Genomic DNA, 22,011 nt, shown 5'->3' on the forward strand with positions numbered 1-22,011 from the left:
ATTAGGCTGCATTTTCAATACGACTCGCAAATTTACTTTATTAGGACACTCGTGAAATATCATTCTCGGCAAGTAACAAATTGGATAAGTTGCTGTCTCTTGAGCATCCTTTTGCTCGTAACGTTTACCTTCAGTGCGAAAGCATACTCGCAATTAAGTGATGAACTCTCTGAGGTCTTGTTTGCTGTCGATAAGACTAAACTTGAAAAACAACGGGCTGCTTTTTTGCGAGCTGAGCGTGGACTCTGGAGCATGGATAACAACGAGTTACTGGCGGTGGTGCAGGATCTCGACGACTACCCCTTGATACCCTATTTAATTGCAAAGAAGCTCAGCTATCGTATCTCACTGGATGATGAAGACTCTATACGGGCATTTTTACATCAATATGACGGTACGCCAATTGCTAATAGCCTGCGTAGCGATTGGTTAGAGTATTTGGCAAAACGCAATCAGCGTGAGCTTTTTATCGAATTTTATCGTCATACTCGACGCGTTTCTTTGCAGTGTCAGTTTTTGCGCTATCAATACGAAGCTGGCGCAGACAAAGACTATGTATTTAGTCAACTTCCCGACTTATGGAATGTGGGTAAGTCTCAAGATAAAGCCTGCGATCCAATTTTTGGAGTTTGGATAAAAGCGGGCTTACTCACTGAGGATTTAATTTTACATCGCATCGAAAAAGCAGCAGACGGCGGACAACATACAATTATCCCTTATTTAAGGACGCTGTTACCCGATGATAAAAAGTATATTGCCGATCGCTGGAGAGAGGTTAGAAAAGACCCCTCAAATGTTAGGCATCTTCTGCGTTACCCGGGGAAACTGCCGGGTATTGAGGCGCAAATTATTAGCTATGGTTTATCACGTCTTATTTGGCGAGATGAGAATTTAGCTCTGACCACTTTTGAACGTGCCAAAACACTTATGGCATTCTCGGACTCACAAAAAGCTAGAATTATTCATCGCTTTGCCGTGGCCTTAGCTATTGACGCGCATCCTGATGCAGAGAAATGGTTAATTGAGGCCTCTCAAGTAGAGCCAGAGTCGGAAACCATGCGCTGGCATTTGGCGTATTTATTAAAAAAACAAGACTGGCAGAGTATTGCTTTGCTGATTGAAAAATCGGCACCGCAGCTAACCAACGAGAATCAATTTCAATATTGGTTGGCAAGAGCATATGGCATATTAGGCCGTAATGATGAAGCCAAAGTGCTCTATGCTCAACTGGCCAAAGAGCGTCATTATTACGGGTTTTTAGCAAGCGCTCGATTGGGAGTTCAGCATTCATTACAAAATAATCCTATCGAAGCCTCAGTAGATACCATCACTAAAATAGTAAACTTGCCGGCAACGAAGCGGGCGTATGAATTGCGAAAGTTAGAGCGTTTCTATCATGCTCGTCTTGAATGGGTTCATGCGCAGCGGGAGTTAATGGATAATGAAAAAGTTGCTGCAGCAGTGGTGAGCAGTGCTTGGGAATGGCACGATCAGTCTATTTTTACACTGAGCCGCGAGGGCTATTTAGATGACGTAGACCGGCGTTTTCCTCAAGCATTTTCTGAGCTAATGACTCGCGAAGCTCAAAAGAACGATATTCCTGCAGAGTGGGCCTTTGCGATTGCACGCAGAGAAAGTTCGTTTATGCCGGATGCAATATCTCCCGCTGATGCGCGCGGTTTAATGCAAATCTTACCGAGTACCGCTAGGTATTTAGAAAATCGCAGAGTGTCATCCAATGATCTACTCGATGCGGATATAAATGCTCGTATTGGGAACAAATATTTGCGCTATTTGATGAATAAACTAGATAACAACGCGCTTTTAGCGACAGCCTCCTACAACGCTGGCTGGCGAAAAGTCAGAGACTGGTTGCCTGAGTCTGAGGCTGTTCCCGCCGATATTTGGGTGGAGACTATTCCTTTTAGAGAAACTCGCAACTATGTTAAGGCGGTACTGGCTTATCAACAAATTTATGAAGACCGGCTCAATCAAAAAAGCCAAGAACAAACGGTATTTGCACAGTTTTCAAATATGGAGCTACTTCCCAATTAGCATGAGCGTTTAGTTGATAGCGTATTCAGGGAGCATTCTGCGCTCAGCGTGCTCGCTTTGACCTGACTTTTTTGGATTGGCATGTTAGCCTTTTCGTACGTTCAGATGGCATCACAGTTATTGGCAATTGGCCCATGAGTCAGAAATGTCAGAAAGAGGTGAAAAGTATGCATGCAGCACAGTTTGCTGAGCACATCAATATTTTGCAACAGCGTACCTTAGACGCAATTCAGCGCGAGGGTATCGATGGATTAATTATTCATTCTGGCCAGTCTAAGCATCAGTTTTTAGACGATAACCACTATCCCTTCAAGGTCAACCCGCAGTTTAAAGCATGGTTGCCAGTGGTTGACAATCCAAACTCTTGGTTAGTGGTAGATGGCGTGAATCGACCTAAGCTTATTTTTTACCGTCCTTTAGATTTTTGGCATTGGGTACCGGCAGAGCCCACTGATTTTTGGGCGGAGCATTTTGATATCGTTTATCTCAAACAAGCAAACGCAGTTGAAAAACATTTGCCATACGATAAATCAAAATATGCTTATGTAGGCGAATATATCGAAGTGGCGAAAGCTTTGGGATTTGATTTGGTGAACCCTGATCGGGTGCTGCACTATCTGCATTATCACCGGGCGTTTAAAAGTGACTATGAGCTAGAATGTATGCGCCAAGCTAATGCAATTGCAGCTAATGCGCACACAGCGGCAAAGGCCGCATTTTTTGCAAGGCGCAGTGAGTTTGATATTAATCAGGCTTATTTGCTAGCTGCGCAGCAGGGTGACAACGACGTCCCATATAACAACATTGTGGCCTTAAATGAGCACAATTCTATTTTGCACTACATGCGCCTTGATAATATCGCGCCCGACTTCCACCGAAGCTTTTTAATCGATGCAGGTGCTAGCTATCACGGATATGCCGCAGATATCACCCGAACCTATGCTTTTGAAAACGGTGAGTTTAGTGAAATCATCGCGCACATAGATGCACTTACCATCAAATGCGCCGGTGCTTTGAAACCGGGTCTAAACTATCTCGATGTCCATAAACTTGCCTATCATGGTGTTGCCGAGATACTGCGCGATACCGAAATATTAAATATGAATGCAGAAGATGCGGTAGAGACGGGAATTGTGAGTACGTTTTTTCCACACGGCACCGGGCATTTTCTAGGTTTGCAGGTTCACGATGTTGCAGGGCATGTGGCTGACGATCGCGGCACACCTTTCCCTCCTCCTCCTGAGCACCCATTTTTAAGATGCACACGAACCATTGAAGCTCGGCAGGTATTTACCATTGAGCCCGGACTCTACTTTATTGAATCGCTATTAGCCGATTTAAAAGGCTCAGAACTTTCTAAGTATGTAAATTGGAATGTGGTAGATCGCCTTCGTCCTTTCGGCGGGATTCGGATAGAAGATAATGTGATTGTGCATAAAGATCGGAACGAAAACATGACGAGAGAGCTTGGCATTTAATTCAGGGAAATAAAGAATAACATACCATCATTTGTGCCATTGGCTGACTAGCCTTTTCAATGGACCTAGGTGTTTGTCAAAATTGGCGTGTTGCTGCATGCTGTCTCTGAATATTGGTTGGCGAACCTGCTCTGAACTTGGCGTTTTGATAGCTCGCTTGGTTTTATGAAAATCCACGCAGGACTGCTCAAAATCAAGGCCACAGAAATCTAAAATCCTCCTAACTTGTGCTGCTAAATCATCAATAACGTCTTCGTGCTGAACGTGCAACACAAAGCCGGGAAGTACTTTGTTCCAATGCTGCATCATGTCCATGTATGCGCAGTAGTAGCGTCCGATATTTTCCAAACCGTAGGTAAATTCTTGCCCCTCTGCAAACAGTTGTTTAAACCCGCTAAAGCAGCAGGCCATAGGCTCGCGGCGGGCATCAATGATTTTGGCATTAGGCAAAATGAGCTTAATAAGCCCAATATGTAAAAAGTTGTTGGGCATTTTGTCGACAAACAATGGCGCGTCGCCGCGGTAAGCGCGAGTGTCTTGAATATACTGTGCACCGAAGCGCGCAAAGTAACTGGTATCAATTTGATTCACGACGTCGGGATATTGATTGTTCTGTCCATTGAGTCTTGCTGCCAGGCCTAAAATATTGTGCAGTTCCATGGTGCCGTCAACTTGAGAATGCGACGCGAGAATTTGCTCTAACAGGGTAGAGCCGGCTCTGGGTAAGCCCACAATGAATATCGGATCCTTCGCTGAAGCGCCCACATCCTTTAATTTGCTAAATATATCTTCAGTGAAAACGCGCTTTTGATTTTCTACTTGTTGTTCAAATACCTCAGGCTGATAGCCAGTTTGTTCGAGCCTTAAATCGTTGCCTTTTGTATAAAAAGCAAATGAATCATCGAACGATTTTCTATCTTCAAAGGCTCTGCCCAAGGCAAAGTAAAGATGCACTTTGTCCTCGCTCGCAATATCCAGTGTAGCTTGTTTTTGCATTGCCTTTAGCTCTTCATCGGTAAAACTATAGGTTTTGGTATTGGCGAGGCTCCAGTAAGCATCGCCAAAATCAGCTTTAATTGCGTAAGCACTTTGGTAAGCGCGCACTGCCTCATTAAAATCACCGGCTGCTTTGTATGCATGTCCTAAGAGTAGGTGCAGGCCAGCCTGCTCAGGTGTGGTAGCGATGAGCTGTTGATAAAGAGCAATGGCCTCATCAATTTCGCCTAAACCCACTAATGCACTAGCTTTAGCGGCTAGAACAGGCGGATGATCTGGGTATGCGCTAAGCAGGCTATCGGCACATTCTTTGGCGGCTTGAAACCGTCCCATTTTGGCTAGTAATTTTAAGTATTCAATGCCGGCTGCTTTATGCTGAGGATGAAGAGTCAGGCAACTTTCTAATAAAAACTCAGCCTCATTATACACCTTTAAGGCAATGCCGATTTCAGCCAGTAGCAACATGCCTTCAGCGTTATGCTTTTCAGTTTGTAAAAACTGTCGGCAGAGTTGATCTGCCTGATGTAGTTGGCCCTCATACATCAAGTCACGGCCATGCATTACCTGCTTGGGAAGGCTGTTTAAAAAGTCGATTTGCGCTTGAGCTAGGGCCTCTGCTCTATGGTTTTGGGTATGCCGATAATGTTCAATCAGGGCTTTCCAACTGGCAATCAGTGCAGGGTTAAGTTGGGTGGCTTGATAAAAATGTTGTGCACACGCTAATGAATTGCCTGCTATGCGATGTGCATAGCCTAACTCTTGATGAGCGCGAGCATGTCCTGGGTTTATCTTAAGAATGCGAGTGTTTACTTCAATTGCGGCGCTGATGTCGCCTTTTAAACGATTGGCAACAGCTAGGGTGTACAGCATTGCTATCTTTTGCTGCTCATCGCTTATACCTAACAGGGCCTCATTGGCCATGAGAATAGCGCGGTCAAATTGGCCTTGGCTTATCGCTTGTTTGATGTTTTGTTCTGCTGTCACGCCGTATCCTGATTATTTTTGTATTGCTTTGCCTAAGAAAGGCTGGTCTTGAGTGGATAATTTAGCATAAAAAAGGCAAGCGTTACGCTTGCCTTTTAATGATTTATCGCGTGCTTGTCTGTGCAAAGACCAACAGACCCTGGGCGAATGGCTTAGAAAAAGTCGTAAGACAATCGCATACCAATTGTGCGCGGGCGGTTGCTCACGACTTTTGGTGTAAACTGTTGGGTGTCGATATAAAGCACAGCGCTCTCATCAAATAAGTTGTCGATGTAGAGTTCCGCTTTCCATTCGTCGTTGGTGATACCAAAGGCTACGTTAGCAATCGTGTAGCTTTCCTGTACGTATCTTCCGCCTCTAAACGTATCGCCATTCGTATCGGTGTACGTCACACCCTCATATACAGCGGCTTCTTGCTGAATTGGTAAACCAGAGCCTGTGCCATAAACGAGTTGGGTGGCATCTTCAATCACATAAGCGTCCATGTTCATGCCTGCCAAACGATCACCTGTGTACGAAATCGAACCATTTATATAGCCGGTTAAACCATTTGACAACTCATAGAAATAACGAGCGCGAATGTTGCCTGAAAAGCTAGCAGAGTATGGTAGCTCAGCGCCAACTGGAAGGGCAATACCTTCAAGCTCAGGGTTAATCGAAGTTAGTTCGGTGTCTAAGATGCTAAATGCCGCATCTACAATTAAACTGTCGGTGGCTAACCAAGTGATGTCAGCGTCTAAACCGGTAATTTCGGCATCGCCGACGTTGTCGGTAAATACCAAGAAGCTGATATTGGTGGGGTCAAAGCGTGAAGTTTGCAAATCGGTTATTTCTGAATAAAACGCCGTTGCGTTAACCCGTAATATACCGTCTAAGAAGTCACCTTTCATACCGATTTCATAATTGTCCAGAGTATCGGTAAGCGAATAAACCGGTATTCTAAAGTCAGTAAATGCGCCCTGTTGATTGGTCGCTAATCCGCCGCCCACTCGGTTGGTTACTGGCGGTCTAAAACCTTCTGAGTATGTCGCAAACAACAATACATCGTCAGTCGCTTTCCAATCTAAAGAGAACTTCAAGATGGTATCGTCTACGGTTAGTACGCCATTATCGTCGAGTAAATCAACTTCTAACTGACCGCTGTCAATGGCAGCATTTACGGCTACTGGATCAAGTCCAACAGCAGCTAGTTCGGTAGGATCCAATGTACCAAATGCTCTTAAGCGACGGCTAACATCAACGGTGGTCGTTGAGCCTTTATAGATATCATCTATTTGATACCAGCGAGCGCCTAATGTAGCGGTAAGCGTATCGGTGATGTCGTATTCAAACTGGCCGAATACCGCAAGTTGGTCAATACCATGCGACACGTCGTTTACAAAACTGATTTCTGATGGAAACGGGCCGCCATTGCTGTTTAAGCCTTCGCTGCCAACTGTGGTTCTGCCTAAATCAGTAAAGAAACCGAGCTCAGTATTAGCGATATTAAACAAACCGATGGTATTAACGTCTTGCTCATCATAGAAGATACCGGCGGTGATGCGCCATTCGTTCTCAAGATCGGTATTCATTCTCAATTCATGAGTAGTACGCGAGGTTTCAGTCTCTTCTTTGTAGAATTTTGTAGGGTCTAAACAACGCTCATCGGCTGGTGTGGCTGCCTCATAGTGATTACACACATAGTAAGCAGAGAACAATCCGCCGTTGGTATAGCCGGTATAATCAATAGTAGAAGTAATATCTCTATTTAAGTAACCACCGGTATATACGATATCTAGCTTGTCTAAGCGACCTTCTAAGGTCCAAGTAGTTAGGCCAAACTCATCGTCATTATCTTCTGGCGTGAAGCGATTGGTAGAAGTTGTGCCGCCTAAATTTGGGTCGTAAGAAAACACGCCTTCAGTCTCTAGCGTTTGCTGAGTATGCTGAACAACTAATTTCCAGTCATCATTAATAATGTAAGACAAGCCAAAACGTGCACCAGAGTAAATTGCATCGTTAAAGTCATCTTCCACTAATGAATCATTCTTTGGAGAAACGACAGGAGTATTTTCTGGATCGCTAAGTACACCACCAGATATTCTGTCGATAACCACTGCACTGCCGATGAAACCACCTTCACCTGGCACGTTGAGAACGTTATCTATCCAACCGCCTTGTTTTGCATTGTAAGCGGCAACTCTAACTGCTAGGTCATCGGTAAGCGTAAAGTTAAAGAAGGCTTCAACTGAATTGCTGTTTTCGCCACCCTTAGTAGCCGAAAAGTCGGTATCGATTCCGGCTGAAAATCCGAAGTGATCAGGCTTTTTGGTTATTAAGCGCACGGTACCCGACTGTGAACTTGCGCCAAACAAAGTACCCTGTGGACCAGGCAATACTTCGATACGCTCCATATCAGTGGCAAATACGTCAAGGTTACGACCCTGCATTGAAATGGGCTGCTCATCTAAATATAGGGCAACAGATGGTTGCAATGCTTGTACTGATGAAACCGAAATGTTGGTTTGTGTGGTTGCAGCACCACGAATGTAAATTTCGTTTTGACCAGGGCCGGTGCCTTGAAAGGTGACGCTGGGTAAGAATTCAACGTAATCGTTGAAGCTATCGATACCAAGGCTCTCTAATGCGTCGCCATCTAATGCTGTAACTGAAACAGGAACATCCTGAATAGACTCTGAGCGCTTGGTTGCGGTTACCTCAATCGTTTCGATTGACGCTTTTGCTTTCTTCGGCGTAACTGGCTCTTGAGCATATATCGCAGAAGACGCCAATGCGGCAACTACAGCGATACTTATTTTGGATTTGAGCATGAAAATGTTTACCTCTAAGACTATTTAAGTGTTGTTTAATTTAAATGTGTTGTTGCTATTTTGACTGCTAACTTAGTGTAAAAAGAAGCAAATTACATCGTATACTAATTATGTTGGGAGGTATTTTAACTGCTTTTTGGCGAATAATCAGCTTTATATCCATATTTAAGCAAATAAGTACTAAATATATAAGTCGTAAACGAAACATTCGTGTTGGTAGGGTTAGTAATTTTTTGCTAAGTGAGTTAACCTCCTCATAATTTTTTAAAGACAACAAAGGTAGCTATTGCGTGCAGTTAAGTAATGCCAATTCACCGTTAAACAAACAAGTTTTTATACCGGCATCAGTGCTTATCTTTTTGCTATTGGGTTTTGCTGTCTTTTGGCCAAACTTGGCGAATGAAGTGTTTCAGGTTATGCAAAGCTCGATTGTTAAAAACGGCAGTTGGTTTTATGTGCTGAGTGTGGCGATAATTTTAGTATCTGTGCTTTATTTAGGGTTTTCGCGCTACGGAAAGATACGTTTAGGGCCTGATCATGCTTTGCCAGATTACTCACTATTGACGTGGCTCTCTATGTTGTTTGCAGCCGGCATGGGCATCGGTTTGATGTTTTTTGGCGTCGCAGAGCCGGTTATGCATTACCTAGCGCCACCCACCGCCGATCCGCAAACCACAGAAGCGGTAAGAGAGGCAATGAAAACCACGTTTTTCCATTGGGGCTTTCATGCATGGGCGATATATGCAGTTGTTGCACTTATCCTTGCCTATTTTAGTTTTAGACATAATTTACCCCTGACTATGCGTTCGGCGCTATACCCTATCATTGGCGATCGAATTTATGGCTGGGCAGGACATGCGGTAGATATATTTGCCGTGATCAGTACGATTTTTGGTGTGGCGACTTCTCTAGGTTTAGGCGCTGCACAAATTAATAGCGGATTGAATTACTTAACTGGTCTAGAGGTAAGTTCCTTTCATCAGATACTGTTAATGATCGGCATTATTGCAGTGGCGATAGTATCGGTTGTATCTGGCTTAGATAAAGGGATACGCAGACTCTCAGAAGCGAATATGATCTTAGCCGTTGGTTTGCTAGTGTTCATTTTACTGTTGGGGCCGACCGTCTTTTTACTCAAGGCTTATTTGCAAAACACCGGTGCATATCTATCTGATATTGTTCGAAATACCTTTAATCTATTTGCATACGAGCAAACAGATTGGTTTGGCGGATGGACTATTTTTTATTGGGGCTGGTGGATTGCATGGGCACCCTTTGTAGGATTGTTTATTGCGCGCATTTCTCGCGGTCGCACCATTCGCGAGTTCGTGCTGGGTGTTTTATTGATCCCAACGGCGTTTACCCTATTGTGGATGACCGTGTTCGGTAACTCTGCGATTGAGTTCATTGTTGCAGATCAACAGCTTGGCTTGAGCAATATGGTCAATGAAGACACCTCTGCTGCGTTATTCTTATTTTTTGAATATTTACCGATGACCGAAGTGTTGTCTGCAATTGCAATCGCTATGGTCGTTATATTTTTTGTGACCTCATGCGATTCCGGTGCAATGGTCGTAGATATGCTCTGCTCACACGGTAAAAACGATACACCGGTTTGGCAGCGTATTTATTGGGCACTTGGCGTTGGCGTGGTCGCGGCGATACTGTTAGCCGCTGGTGGATTGAATGCTTTGCAAACAATGACGATTGCTTCAGCCCTGCCATTTGCGCTAATAATATTACTTTCATTGGTGGGGCTCATAAAAGCCCTTCGAGTTGATGAGTATAAACGCGAGTCTTTGCTAATCAATGTATCCCCAGCATACCCAGTTGAGCATGCCAGCAGTTGGCAAGAAAGGCTGCAAAATATTGTCAATTTTCCAAATAAAGCAGCAGTGCAAAAATATCAACAAACAATCGTGAAGCCCGCATTCGAATCAGTTGTAAAAGAGCTTGGTGTGCATAGTATAGACGCTGAGATATTAAACAATCCGAATGGCCTTGAGTTGTTAGTGCGCTTGGGTGAAGAGCATGATTTCGTATATGGAGTGCATAGGCGTAAACACGCTCAGCCGGAATTTTTAGGCGCTGATCAGGAAACTATAGACGGCGACGAAGAACACATTTATTATCGGGCCGAAGTGCATCTTCGCGAGGGTGGGCAAGACTACGACATAATGGGCTGGTCTAAAAATGCGGTGATTAATGATGTCATTGATCAGTATCACAAGCATCAGCACTTTCTGCACCTTTTAAGATAGCATTGCACGCGCAGACAGTGGAGGCCTAATGCAAAAAGACGAAGAACTATTAATTGCCCTTAGGAGGGTGATACGCGCAATTGATTTAAGATCAAGGCAGCTCAACAAAGAAGCTGGCTTGACTGGGCCGCAACTGTTAGTGATGCAAAACATTGGTAAAGCGCCAGGCGTAATGGTTAGGCAGATTGCCGAAAATATAAATTTGAGCCCTGCGACAGTTACCAGTATTTTAGACCGGCTTGAACTTAAAGAGTTAGTAGATAGAGTTCGCAGTACTGAAGATAAGCGCCGGGTTGGCGTTTTCTTAACAGCGCATGGTCAGGAGATGCTAGCGCGGGCGCCGCTTCCGTTTCAAGAGCATTTTATTAATCGGTTTAGTCAATTAGCACAATGGGAACAGAGCCAGATGGTGGCAACCATGCAACGTATAGCGAGCATGATGGATGCCGAACATATTGACGCATCACCGGTGCTAGAGGTGGGAAATATAGCAGAGAAGCTATAAGAAACGAGCCATTGCTTTTGCTAGCTGTCGCGGTCGATAGCGATGTCAGCAAGGCTCAATAGTGCGTCTTTATAAATTGACTCAGGTAATATTGCGATGGCGGCCTTTGCCTTGTTTGCCTCAACTATCGCCAGCTGCCGAGTGTATTCAATTGAACCGTTTTTATTCATTATTTCAGTTATTTGTTGCAAATGTTCAAGGCCATTAGCGTTTTCGATTGCACATTTGATTAGCGCCGCTTCCTCCTCAGAACCATTCCACATTGCATGCAGCAGTGGTAACGTTGGTTTACCTTCTGCAAGGTCGTCACCAGCTTGTTTACCCATTTTATCGCTTTGAGCCGTATAATCGAGCACATCATCGATAAGCTGAAACGCCGTTCCTAAATGTTTACCATAGTGCTGCATGGCAACTTCAACATCTTGGCGCTGAGCGGTCAATACTGCCGCTAATTGGGTAGCCGCCTCAAACAATCGAGCGGTTTTGCTGTAGATAACTTCTAGATATTTCGCTTCGGTGATATTCGGGTCGTTGCAGTTCATTAACTGCATTACCTCGCCTTGGGCAATACGATTGGTGGCGTCGGATAATATTTCCATCACCCGCATACGCTTTAAATTGACCATCATTTGAAAGGCGCGAGAGTATAAAAAATCACCAACTAACACGCTTGCTTGATTTCCAAACAGCTCATTTGCAGTTTCTCGGCCACGGCGCATGGTCGACTCATCAACCACGTCATCGTGCAATAGGGTGGCTGTATGAATGAACTCGATGATCGCCGCAAGCGAATGATGTTCGTCGGTTTGGATGTTCAATGCACGCGCTGCCAATACGGTTAAAAGAGGCCGTAAGCGCTTGCCACCGCTGTTTACGATGTAAAATCCAAGTTGATCGATTAGTGCGACATCTGAATTAACCTGCTGCTGAATCAACTGATTGACAGCTTTCATGTCGCTATTTGAAAGTTTGTGAATATTATCTAAATCCAAACTAAACCCGTACTTCGTTGTTGGTAATTGCGAATAAGAACAATATTGTGACATTTATCAAACTGTTCGGCTACTAATATGGGCGCAGTGTGAAGTTTTATGGTAATTTAGCGCCTTGAATAAAATATATTCAAATTAATCGCGATTTATGCACAGATAAGGCTTGTCACAAGTCCTAACTTTACGTACAATTCGCGCCCTGTTTTTTGAATTGAGCGCTATTGTGCGCAGAGCGGAGAGAATTATGTACGCGGTTTTCCAAAGTGGTGGTAAACAACACCGTGTGGCCGAAGGCCAAACCGTTCGTCTTGAAAAAATCGAACTAGCGCCGGGTGATGCGGTAACGTTTGATGACATCTTGATGGTTAGTAATGGTGAAGATATAAAAATCGGTACACCTTACGTAAGTGGCGGCAAAGTAACTGCTGAAGTAGTTACACATGGTCGTGGTGAGAAGATTAAAATTGTAAAGTTCCGTCGTCGCAAGCATTCACGCTCAACGACTGGACATCGGCAGTGGTTCACGGAAGTGAAAATCACTGGTATTCAGGCTTAAGTAGGAGACGAACACATGGCACATAAAAAGGCTGGTGGTAGTACTAAAAACGGTCGCGATTCAGTATCTAAACGTCTAGGCGTTAAGCGTTTCGGTGGCCAAGCTGTATTAGCAGGCAACATTATTGTTCGTCAGCGTGGAACCAAGTTCCATGCAGGTGACAACATGGGCATTGGTAAAGACCATACTTTGTTTGCCTTAGCAGACGGTAAAGTACAGTTCGACATCAAAGGTCCAAAAAACCGTAAATATGTAAGCATCGTTGCTGAATAAATCTATTTGGATTGATTGCGAAAACCCCGCTTGTGCGGGGTTTTTTTTGCTCTCAAGGTTTTTTTTTCCTAAATATTATGGCATCAAAGTAAGAAACGGATTTTGCGTATTTAAGCAGTTTTTAGTAGGCTAAGATTTGGCCACACGAGTGTATAGAAATGAAATTTGTAGATGAAGCAGAAATACGCGTCGAAGCAGGCGATGGCGGCAACGGTACCGTTGGTTTTAGGCGTGAAAAATATATTCCTAAAGGCGGACCTGATGGCGGCGATGGCGGCGATGGCGGGAGTGTATTTCTTGAAGCTGACGAAAATTTAAATACCCTTATTGACTATCGCTTTGAACGTTTTCATCGTGCTGAGCGCGGGCAAAACGGGCAAGGCAGCGACTGCACCGGGCGTAAAGGTGAAGACTTGATGTTAAAAGTGCCCGTGGGTACTCGTGCTACCGACAGCGAAACTCTTGAAGTGCTGGGCGATTTAACCAAACACGGCCAGCTATTGAAAGTGGCTCAGGGCGGCTTTCATGGTCTGGGTAACGCGCGTTTTAAGACCAGCACTAACCGAGCGCCCCGTCAAAAAACAAACGGCAGCCCCGGCGAAATTAGAATGCTTAGTTTAGAGCTAATGCTATTAGCGGATGTAGGTTTGTTAGGCCTGCCAAATGCCGGAAAATCAACTTTTATTCGCTCGGTATCTGCAGCAAAACCGAAGGTGGCAGATTATCCTTTTACTACCTTAGTTCCTAACCTTGGCGTTGTTCGTTTAGACTCACAAGCCAGCTTTGTAATAGCAGATATCCCAGGTTTGATTGCAGGAGCCTCAGAAGGTGCAGGTTTAGGTATCCAGTTTTTACGTCATCTTGAACGGTGCAGAGTGTTATTGCATTTAGTTGATATCATGCCGGCTGACAATTCTGACCCAGTCGAAAATGCGCTAACTATCATCAACGAGCTTGAGACGTATAATCCTAAATTAGCGGCCAAGCCTCGTTGGTTGGTATTTAATAAAGTCGACCTTATGCTTGAAGAAGAAGCCGAACAGCTCTGCAGTGATATTGCAGAGCAGATGGGTTGGGACGACGACTATTATCAAATATCGGCCTTTCAGAAAATGGGCACTAGCGAGATTTGCCAGGACATCATGACTTTCTTAGAAAGTTTGCCGCCCGAAGATTTTGCCGCAGCAGACGATGACGATATGGCCTTTAAGTGGGATACACCGCCTAAAAAACCCTTCGCTCAAGCGCCAAGTGATGAAGATTTTGATGACGACGATGATGACGAAGAAGATGATCATCCAAATGTGGTCTATACTAATGAGTAACTGACTAAAAAGTTACATAAATTTAATCTAAAAAAGGGGTGTAAATTGGCATGAAAGTGATCAATATGCACTCCTTTTTTGTTATATATCTACCAAAGCTATTTACGTTTATTTAATAACGTGGGAATCCAATACCATATGTCCAGGCTAATCATGCGACCAAACATGCGAGCAGTCGTACTTTTTTTGTGCAGTTTTATATTATTATTTTCTGCGGCTTCTCATGCACAATTTAGAGGCGGAGACCGCCCAAAGCTAGTGGTGATTGAACCCTTAAGTTTTGAATATGAGACGTCTCTTATTGAGGCAGTAGGCACTGCGCAAGCTAAGCGCTCTGTTACCTTGTTTGCCAGCGTCTCAGACGAAGTTACTCAAGTCAACTTTGTACCAGGGCAAGCGGTTGAGAAAGGTGATATTTTGGTGGCTCTAGACAGCCGCCTGCAAGATGTCGCGGTAGATCGTGCACAAATTCAGTTGGAAGACGCGCAGCGAAATGTAGATCGTATAAAAACGAGTGTGGCACGCGGTGCAGTGACTCAGCGTGAGTTGGACGATGCCGACACCGTTTTGCGGCTAGCCAAAGTGGCATTGCAAGAAGCAAAAGAGAATAAAGAAGACCGTTTGGTTAGAGCACCATTTTCTGGCGTAGTCGGATTTACCGATGTCGAGGTGGGTGACCGCATCACATTACAAACTGAAATCACGACACTTGATGATCGCGGCGAACTTTTTGTGAATTTTGCCGCACCCGAGTCAGCGGTATCTTATTTAATGTTAAAACCGGAGGTTCAACTGCAGCCATGGACCGACCGCACCGTATCGTTAGCCGCGAAAATTGGTGAGCTGGATTCTCGAGTGAATACCCAAGACCGCACCATCAGAGCAAGAGCTTTGCTCGACAACGCGTCAGACCAATACCGACCAGGCATGAGCTTTAGGGTATCTCTGCAGATCCAAGGTCAGCGCTATGTGGCAATTCCGGAAGCGGCACTTTCTTGGGGCTCAACAGGCGCTTTTGTATGGTTATCTGACGACGAAAAGGCACTACGAGTTGAAGTGCAAGTGCAGCAAAGAATGCGCGGGCGAATATTAGTGTCGGGAGACCTGCGTGACGGCCAGCCCCTCATCGTTGAAGGTATACAGGGTCTTCGCGATGGTCAGGCGCTTGATATTCAAAATAAAGATGTGTTAGGCACCCAAGGCAGTCAACTGAGCAAAAAGCCTAACGAACAAGAGGTTGCCGGCTAATGTTTAAGAACAACTTATTTAAGGACGATCTACCCTCAACGTCCATCCGTCGCCCAGTTTTGATACTGGTTCTAAACCTGCTCATTGTGATCGTCGGGGTTGCGGCTATCTATGGTCTTGAGGTGCGTGAACTTCCTGATGTCGACAGACCCATTATTACCGTTTCAGCAAGCTATCCTGGCGCCGCTCCAGAAACTGTTGACTCAGAAGTTACTAGCCGCCTAGAAGGCGCAGTAGCAAGAGTGAGCGGTGTTAAGACGATACGAGCTTCAAGCGAAGAGGGCAGCAGCCGAATTCGCGTAGAGTTTCGCCCAGGTATCAATATTGAAGATGCGGCGAATGAAACCCGCGAGTCAGTAGCTAGGGTGCAGCGCGGCTTACCCGACGAAGTCGAGCAGGTTTCAATCATTAAAGCCGACAACGATGCTCAGTCTGTTGTAAATGTTGCCGTATCGAGCGAGAGATACGACTTAGAGACATTAACTGACATCATTGAGACAGATCTAGCTCCTCTCTTTTTAAACATCCCAGGGGTGGCTGACGTAAGCCTAGACGGTGATCGTCAACGCGTTTTACGCGTTAGCGTAGACAACCTTCGCCTCACTAGCTTTCAGCTTTCGATTTCTGACGTTGCTAGGGCCTTAAATACCGCACCGTTTGACGTTCCCGCGGGCAGCATTCGTTCTTCTGACCAACAGTTAATCGTGCGTGCAGATGCGACTTCGGTTTCTGAGCAAGATGTACGTGATATCGTTATTGCTGGGGACATCAAAATAGGTGACGTCGCTAATGTATATTTTGGACCAGCAGATCTGCGCAGTATCGTTCGCTTAGACGGTAAGCCGGTTATTGGTTTGGGCGTTATTCGCCAAGCGCGCTCAAATACCATTGAGATATCTGATGAAGTGTTGGTGATGGTGGAACAATTGAAAGAGCGCTTCCCCGATTTAGAAATGACCGTGACGTCGGATGACGCTGAGTTTATAAGAGATTCAGTTAGTGAGGTTCTGCAGTCTCTAGTGTTGACCATTATATTAGTCATTGCCACGCTGCTAGTGTTCATTGGCAAGTTTAGAGCGACTCTCATTCCAGCTTTAGCGATACCGGTATCCCTAATTGGGTCGTTAGCACTGCTGTGGGCTTTCGGCTTTTCGATAAACATTCTTACGCTTCTTGCCTTAGTATTGGCAACTGGTCTAATTGTTGATGATGCGATTGTTGTATCTGAAAATATCCAGCGTCGACGTGCTCAAGGGATTGGCGCACGAGCGGCGGCCGTGTTGGGTACGCGAGAGGTATTTTTTGCAGTGGTGGCAACTACTGCAGTGCTGGTTGCGGTATTTGTACCAATTGCTTTTCTACCCTCTACCGCGGGCCGGTTATTTAGAGAGTTTGGCGGTATATTGGCTGGCAGTGTAATCATTTCGTCTTTTGTTGCGCTATCGCTTGTGCCAGCATTGACTGCGAAAATTCCAGCGATTGATATGACTAAGCAAAAAGCACCAGGTCTGTTGAGTCGTTTTGGAACGGCCTGCGTGAATGGCTACGTTAAATCGTTACGCTTTGTGTTGAAGTATTCATACATTGTATTTGCAGCCTGCGTGTTGATAGGCAGTGGGGCTTATTTTGTTTTTGCTGAGTTAGAAAATGAATTATTGCCCTCAGAAGATAGAGGTGTGGTGAGAATCTTTGCGCGAGGCCCAGACGGCACAGGCATAAACTATATGGATCGTCAGGCTTTAAAAACAGAAGAGCTGCTGTTGCCAAACATTGACCAAGGCGAAATCGCTTCTATTTACACAGTCGTTGGCCGCTGGGATCCAAATATTCTGTTTATTACCGTTCCGCTAGTGAATTGGGAAGATAGAGAGCGCTCACAACAGGACATTATTAACGAACTCAGACCTCTGCTATCACAAGTCGCTGGCGCCCCCGGGCGAGCCTTTGGCGGAAATAGTTTGAATTTACGTGGCTTTGGTGGTGGCTTTGAAATGGCGCTTACCGGCGATAATTATTTAGAAATTTATGAAGCGGCCTTAGAATTTGCTAAAAAGATTGAAGACACCATGCCAGAGCTCGGTAGGGTCGAAGTGTCGTATGAGCCTAACCAACCGCAACTGCGTGTTAATATCGATCGCCGACGCGCTGAAGAGCTAGGGGTCGCCTTTGAAGATGTGTCTCGCACCTTGCGCGCAGCAATAAATGGCGATGATATTGTCGATTTGAATGTTGGAGATCAAGCCGTACCGATTATTTTGCAAGCGAGTAGCCGCAACTCACTGGACCCTACAAACCTGCTGAATTTATATGTGGGTTCAAGTACCGGCTCATTAGTGCCCCTGTCGAGCGTTGCCTATGTGACCGAAGAGGGTGTGGCTGCAGAGCTTGAACGCCATGCGCAACGACGCGCGATAGAGCTCGAGATGGATTTACCCGCAGAGGTGACTATTGAGCAAGCGGTAACGGCAATCCGTACCTTGGCAAACGACACATTACCCGCAGGTATCGGCTTAGTCTTTTTAGGGGAGGCGCAAACATTCCAAGAAACCAATCAACAGGTAACCTTGACCTATGTTCTGGCGTTTTTAATTGTACTGTTGGTATTAGCGGCACAATTTGAGAGTTTCAACAGTGCATTTGTGGTGATGTTGACGGTGCCGTTTGGGATTGCCGCGGCAATTTATGCACTCTACTTAACCGGTACAACGGTCAATATCTATTCTCAGATTGGTTTAGTGATGCTCATTGGTCTATTAGCGAAAAACTCTATATTGCTGGTGGAATTTGCTAATCAGCTCAGAGATAAAGGCATGGACGTAGCCGATGCAATTGTTGAGGCTGGCAGAGTTCGTTTACGTCCCATTATGATGACTTTAGTGTCAACAATTTTAGGTGGTTTACCGCTAATACTATCAACAGGAGCAGGCGCTGAGGCGAGAAATGCAATTGGTTGGGTAGTGTTCGGTGGATTAGGCTTAGCTGTGGTATTTACCTTGTTTTTAACTCCCGTGTTGTATTATGCACTTGCGCGCTTCTCTAAGCCACGTGCAGACGAGGCAAATCGTTTAAACGTAGAGCTCGAAGCTGCCGAAAAACAACTTTAAGCAAAATTGATGGGCTGAGCTCAATCTGAGACTCGGCCAACTTCTTTGAATATAAAATATGAATATACAGTGCACGCCATTTGTAGAGCTTGGCCCTTTGGAGCTATATAAAATTCTACAGCTAAGAAGTGAAGTCTTTGTGGTGGAACAAACCTGCATTTATCAAGATATCGATGGTAAGGATATTCTTGAGGATGTGTATCATTTACTGATGACGCAGGGTCAAGATTTACGGGGCTATGCAAGGTTGTTAGGCAAAGGCATTAGTTACGAGAATGTAAGCATGGGCAGAGTGCTGATTGCTGAATCGGCGCGAGGTCAGGGTCTTGGCGAAAAGCTAATTGCGCATTGCATTGAACAATGCCTCGCGCTTTGGCCGAAGCAAGCTATTACAATTGGAGCACAAAGCCACTTATCGTCAGTGTATCAAAAGTTTGGATTTGTGGAGGTCTCTGAGCATTATCATGAGGATGGGATCCTACACGTAGATATGACCGCGACCTCACCAGTGTATAAGGAATTTTTGTAAGGTGAAAATATCGTTAATTGCCGCCATGGCAAGCAACCGCGTAATTGGCAAAGATAATCAAATGCCCTGGCATCTATCGGCGGACTTGAGACACTTTAAGGCTGTCACCTTGGGTAAACCGGTGATAATGGGCCGTAAAACCTACGAGTCTATTGGTAAGGCATTACCCGGTCGTCAAAACATTGTTATCAGTCGTCAAGCTGACTATAAACTCGCTGACGCTGAAGTTGTGACCAGTTGTGAAGAAGCGCTAGCGCTAGCAAAGGAACTATCAAAAGAAGTGATGATTATTGGTGGCGGTAAGATATACGCCGAATTTTTACCAAAGGCAGATTATTTGTACCTTACGCACATTGATCTTGAGGTGGACGGCGATACTCAATTTCCTGATTGGCAAAGCCAAGGTAGCTGGAAAACGATTGATGTTCAGGCGCACAAAGCCGATGAAAAAAACGCGTATGACTATGAATTTGTGACTTTGGAGCGCTGCTGACGTTTGCTCAGAGCGATACTGTAGCTATAGCCATAAATAGCGCTGAATACAATTGAAGGCGCCACCGTTAACCAAAGGTTAGGAGTTTCAAAAGCAAGGTTTACGGCTACTACTAATATTGTTTGCAGTACCAATGCAGGGAGCGGGACAAGCAGCATTCCAGGGATATAGTTACCGGAACAAGATTGTTTAAGCTCACTTAACACTTCTTCTAGCACGATGTCTGTCTCGCAGCTTTGTTGTTTGTTACTTGTTGGCCAACGCGGCATGAGAAAGGCAATACAGATGTTTGAGTGTCCAAATTTGGAGTGTAAAAACTCTAAAATAAAGGTAAAGAATAAGGTGATGCCGCCACTATAAGAGCCCTGAACGAGCGCCGCTTTTATAAGGACGGATTGGTCGTCGGTGACTAAACTGTTGGCGTAGTATGCCCAAGCAGCATAAAAGCTAAAGGCAATAATGCCTGATAAAATTAAACGTATAGCTGCCATATTGTGCCTAAAAATATAAAAGGAAAAGGCACTGTATTAAATTTATTCAATCCCAAACAGCGACTCTATACTTAGACCTTCATGACGTAACACTTCTTTCAATCTTTTTAAGGCTTCAACTTGAATCTGACGAACGCGCTCTCGGGTGAGGCCTATCTCAACGCCAACTTCCTCTAATGTCGATGCTTCATGACCGAGTAAACCAAAGCGCCGTGACAAAACTTCTTTTTGTTTTAGGTTAAGTACGTCAAGCCATTCAACAATGCTGTTTTGGATATTGTCTGTTTGTAATTGACTTTCTGGCCCTGTGTCGTTTTCATCGGCAATCATGTCGAGTAAGGCTTTATCACCATCTCCGCCAATCGGGGTATCCACTGAACTGATGCGTTCATTAAGTTTAAGCATTCTACGAACGCTAGCGACTGGTTCGCCTGTTACTTCGGCTATCTCTTCTGGAGTTGGCTCATGATCGAGCTCTTGAGATAGTTTGCGCGCTGTTCTTAAATAAAGATTGAGTTCTTTAACAATATGAATAGGTAATCGAATGGTGCGCGTTTGATTCATTAGTGCACGCTCAATTGTCTGGCGTATCCACCATGTTGCGTAGGTTGAAAAGCGGAAACCCCGTTCAGGGTCGAACTTTTCGACGGCTCTAATTAAGCCCAAGTTACCTTCCTCAATTAAATCGAGTAGAGCAAGCCCACGGTTATTGTATCGGCGCGCTATTTTAACGACGAGTCGTAAGTTACTTACAATCATGCGTTCACGGGAAGCTTCGTTCCCAGCAAGTGCTTCTCTTGAAAATTTGATTTCTTCTTGGGCAGTCAATAGCGGAGAAAAGCCAATTTCGTTTAGATACATTTGTGTTGCATCAAGCTGCTTAGGTGAGGCTGAATCAGCTTTTGTTTCGGGTGTTTTTTCGGTCTCACTTTTATCATCAACCGTGTTTTCAAGTGTATCGAAATCCAAGCTATGTGGATCTGAATTCTCGGTTTTTGAGTCAGAGTTTTTAGTGACCATAGATGCGTCTCCGCTGGCTGAAAGGAGCAGTGAACTTGCTCACTGGTGTCCTTCTTTTACTGCTGCTATCTGAGGAGATAGAGGAAAGGGTCGCGCGATTTGCCTTTTTTACGAATTTCAAAATGCAACATTACTTCACTTGCGCCAGACTGACCCATTGTTGCAATTTGTTGTCCCTGCTCGACATACGTTTGTTCACTTACCAAGATCTGATCATTGTGCGCATAAGCGCTGAGATATTCGTCATCATGTTTAATGATAACCAGGTTTCCATATCCCTTTAGTGCGTTGCCAGCGTAAACTACTTTACCGCCTTGTGCTGCGAGAATTTTACTTCCCAAACGCCCTTTAATATCCAAGCCTCGATTTGTACCATCAGTCCCGACAGTGGCGATTTTATGCTCTCCTGTGGCTGGCCAAATCCATCGACTATTATATGGTTTAATCGAAGTTTTAGGCTTTTTGTTCTGATTTTTTCGATGCTTTTCGGCACTGTTCCCACCATACGCTTGTGTGACTTTGGGGTCAACTATTACCTTAGTCGATTGCGATACACTTTGTTCTACATCAATGTTTTTGTTGGTAATTTGATTGGTGGGAGCTGCAGTTAACTTCAGCGTTTGGCCCACTTGAATGCCGTAAGGGGCTGAAATGTCATTAAGTTTTGCTAAATCTCGATATGTGTTGCCACTATAAAATGCGATGGCAAATAATGTGTCGCCAGCTTGCACAACATAAGTGTTGCCTGAAATTTCGGTGAGGTTGTTTTTAGAGGCCGTACGCGTCGATAGGGTTTCTACCGGCGCGGGTTCAAAACGCGATGAACAAGCCGCTAATGTACCGCATAAGATTAACATAAGGGCACCACAGTATTTGTTCATCATCATATTT

17 protein-coding genes are annotated in these 22,011 nt (G+C 44.8%); 11 read left to right on the forward strand and 6 right to left on the reverse strand.

Annotated features, from left to right (window positions below):
• Window positions 1-111: 111 nt before the first annotated feature.
• Both AB9H30_RS15640 and pepQ read left to right on the forward strand, forming a co-directional pair.
• Window positions 112-2,055, forward strand: coding sequence for a transglycosylase SLT domain-containing protein (locus AB9H30_RS15640; protein ID WP_371195634.1), 1,944 nt, complete (start codon window positions 112-114; stop codon window positions 2,053-2,055).
• A 167-nt stretch (window positions 2,056-2,222) separates the two neighbouring features.
• The gene (pepQ, locus tag AB9H30_RS15645; RefSeq protein WP_371195635.1) at window positions 2,223-3,533 is read left to right on the forward strand and encodes a Xaa-Pro dipeptidase; all 1,311 of its coding nucleotides are present in this window, start codon (window positions 2,223-2,225) and stop codon (window positions 3,531-3,533) included.
• A gap of 27 nt (window positions 3,534-3,560) precedes the next feature.
• On the opposite strand, the gene AB9H30_RS15650 is transcribed toward pepQ, so the two are convergent.
• The gene (locus tag AB9H30_RS15650) at window positions 3,561-5,513 is read right to left on the reverse strand and encodes a sulfotransferase (RefSeq protein ID WP_371195636.1); all 1,953 of its coding nucleotides are present in this window, start codon (window positions 5,511-5,513) and stop codon (window positions 3,561-3,563) included.
• A gap of 152 nt (window positions 5,514-5,665) precedes the next feature.
• Window positions 5,666-8,323, reverse strand: coding sequence for a TonB-dependent receptor (locus AB9H30_RS15655; RefSeq protein ID WP_371195637.1), 2,658 nt, complete (start codon window positions 8,321-8,323; stop codon window positions 5,666-5,668).
• A 290-nt stretch (window positions 8,324-8,613) separates the two neighbouring features.
• Here AB9H30_RS15655 and AB9H30_RS15660 point away from each other — a divergent pair, with 290 nt between their 5' ends.
• Together AB9H30_RS15660 and AB9H30_RS15665 are read left to right on the forward strand one after the other, a co-directional pair.
• Entirely contained in the window at window positions 8,614-10,584 is a 1,971-nt protein-coding gene (locus AB9H30_RS15660; protein WP_371195638.1) for a BCCT family transporter, read from the forward strand.
• A gap of 28 nt (window positions 10,585-10,612) precedes the next feature.
• The gene (locus AB9H30_RS15665) at window positions 10,613-11,089 is read left to right on the forward strand and encodes a MarR family winged helix-turn-helix transcriptional regulator (protein ID WP_371195639.1); all 477 of its coding nucleotides are present in this window, start codon (window positions 10,613-10,615) and stop codon (window positions 11,087-11,089) included.
• 20 nt (window positions 11,090-11,109) lie between these two features.
• On the opposite strand, the gene ispB is transcribed toward AB9H30_RS15665, so the two are convergent.
• Complete coding sequence (gene ispB, locus AB9H30_RS15670) at window positions 11,110-12,081, reverse strand: octaprenyl diphosphate synthase (protein ID WP_371195640.1); 972 nt, start codon at window positions 12,079-12,081, stop codon at window positions 11,110-11,112.
• Between the two features lie 244 nt (window positions 12,082-12,325).
• Here ispB and rplU point away from each other — a divergent pair, with 244 nt between their 5' ends.
• The 7 genes from rplU (at window position 12,326) to folA (ending at window position 19,609) form a co-directional block, all read left to right on the forward strand.
• Complete coding sequence (rplU, locus tag AB9H30_RS15675; RefSeq protein WP_371195641.1) at window positions 12,326-12,637, forward strand: 50S ribosomal protein L21; 312 nt, start codon at window positions 12,326-12,328, stop codon at window positions 12,635-12,637.
• 15 nt (window positions 12,638-12,652) lie between these two features.
• The gene (gene rpmA / locus AB9H30_RS15680) at window positions 12,653-12,910 is read left to right on the forward strand and encodes a 50S ribosomal protein L27 (protein ID WP_371195642.1); all 258 of its coding nucleotides are present in this window, start codon (window positions 12,653-12,655) and stop codon (window positions 12,908-12,910) included.
• Window positions 12,911-13,068: 158 nt separating this feature from the next.
• Window positions 13,069-14,235, forward strand: coding sequence for an Obg family GTPase CgtA (cgtA, locus tag AB9H30_RS15685; RefSeq protein WP_371195643.1), 1,167 nt, complete (start codon window positions 13,069-13,071; stop codon window positions 14,233-14,235).
• A gap of 165 nt (window positions 14,236-14,400) precedes the next feature.
• Window positions 14,401-15,483 (forward strand): efflux RND transporter periplasmic adaptor subunit, encoded by a 1,083-nt coding sequence (locus tag AB9H30_RS15690; RefSeq protein ID WP_371195644.1) that lies wholly within the window; start codon window positions 14,401-14,403, stop codon window positions 15,481-15,483.
• Entirely contained in the window at window positions 15,483-18,587 is a 3,105-nt protein-coding gene (locus AB9H30_RS15695) for an efflux RND transporter permease subunit (RefSeq protein WP_371195645.1), read from the forward strand. The genes AB9H30_RS15690 and AB9H30_RS15695 overlap by 1 nt, the downstream gene beginning before the upstream one ends.
• Before the next feature lie 58 nt (window positions 18,588-18,645).
• Window positions 18,646-19,116 carry a GNAT family N-acetyltransferase gene (locus AB9H30_RS15700; protein ID WP_371195646.1) on the forward strand — a complete coding sequence of 157 codons (471 nt, stop codon included), beginning with the start codon at window positions 18,646-18,648 and terminating at the stop codon, window positions 19,114-19,116.
• Window position 19,117: 1 nt separating this feature from the next.
• Window positions 19,118-19,609, forward strand: a complete 492-nt coding sequence (folA, locus tag AB9H30_RS15705) for a type 3 dihydrofolate reductase (RefSeq protein WP_371195647.1) — start codon at window positions 19,118-19,120, stop codon at window positions 19,607-19,609.
• Here the strand turns inward: folA and AB9H30_RS15710 are convergent.
• The 3 genes from AB9H30_RS15710 to AB9H30_RS15720 form a co-directional block, all read right to left on the reverse strand.
• Window positions 19,579-20,100 (reverse strand): hypothetical protein, encoded by a 522-nt coding sequence (locus AB9H30_RS15710; RefSeq protein WP_371195648.1) that lies wholly within the window; start codon window positions 20,098-20,100, stop codon window positions 19,579-19,581. The genes folA and AB9H30_RS15710 overlap by 31 nt on opposite strands.
• Window positions 20,101-20,142: 42 nt before the next feature.
• Window positions 20,143-21,120: an RNA polymerase sigma factor RpoS gene (gene rpoS / locus AB9H30_RS15715; RefSeq protein ID WP_371195649.1), complete on the reverse strand. Its 978-nt coding sequence runs from the start codon at window positions 21,118-21,120 to the stop codon at window positions 20,143-20,145.
• A 65-nt stretch (window positions 21,121-21,185) separates the two neighbouring features.
• Entirely contained in the window at window positions 21,186-22,007 is an 822-nt protein-coding gene (locus tag AB9H30_RS15720) for a peptidoglycan DD-metalloendopeptidase family protein (RefSeq protein ID WP_371195650.1), read from the reverse strand.
• Between the last annotated feature and the right edge of the window lie 4 nt (window positions 22,008-22,011).

Origin of the sequence: Glaciecola sp. SC05, assembly GCF_041380235.1 — a bacterium.
Classification (GTDB): Bacteria; Pseudomonadota; Gammaproteobacteria; order Enterobacterales; family Alteromonadaceae; genus Glaciecola.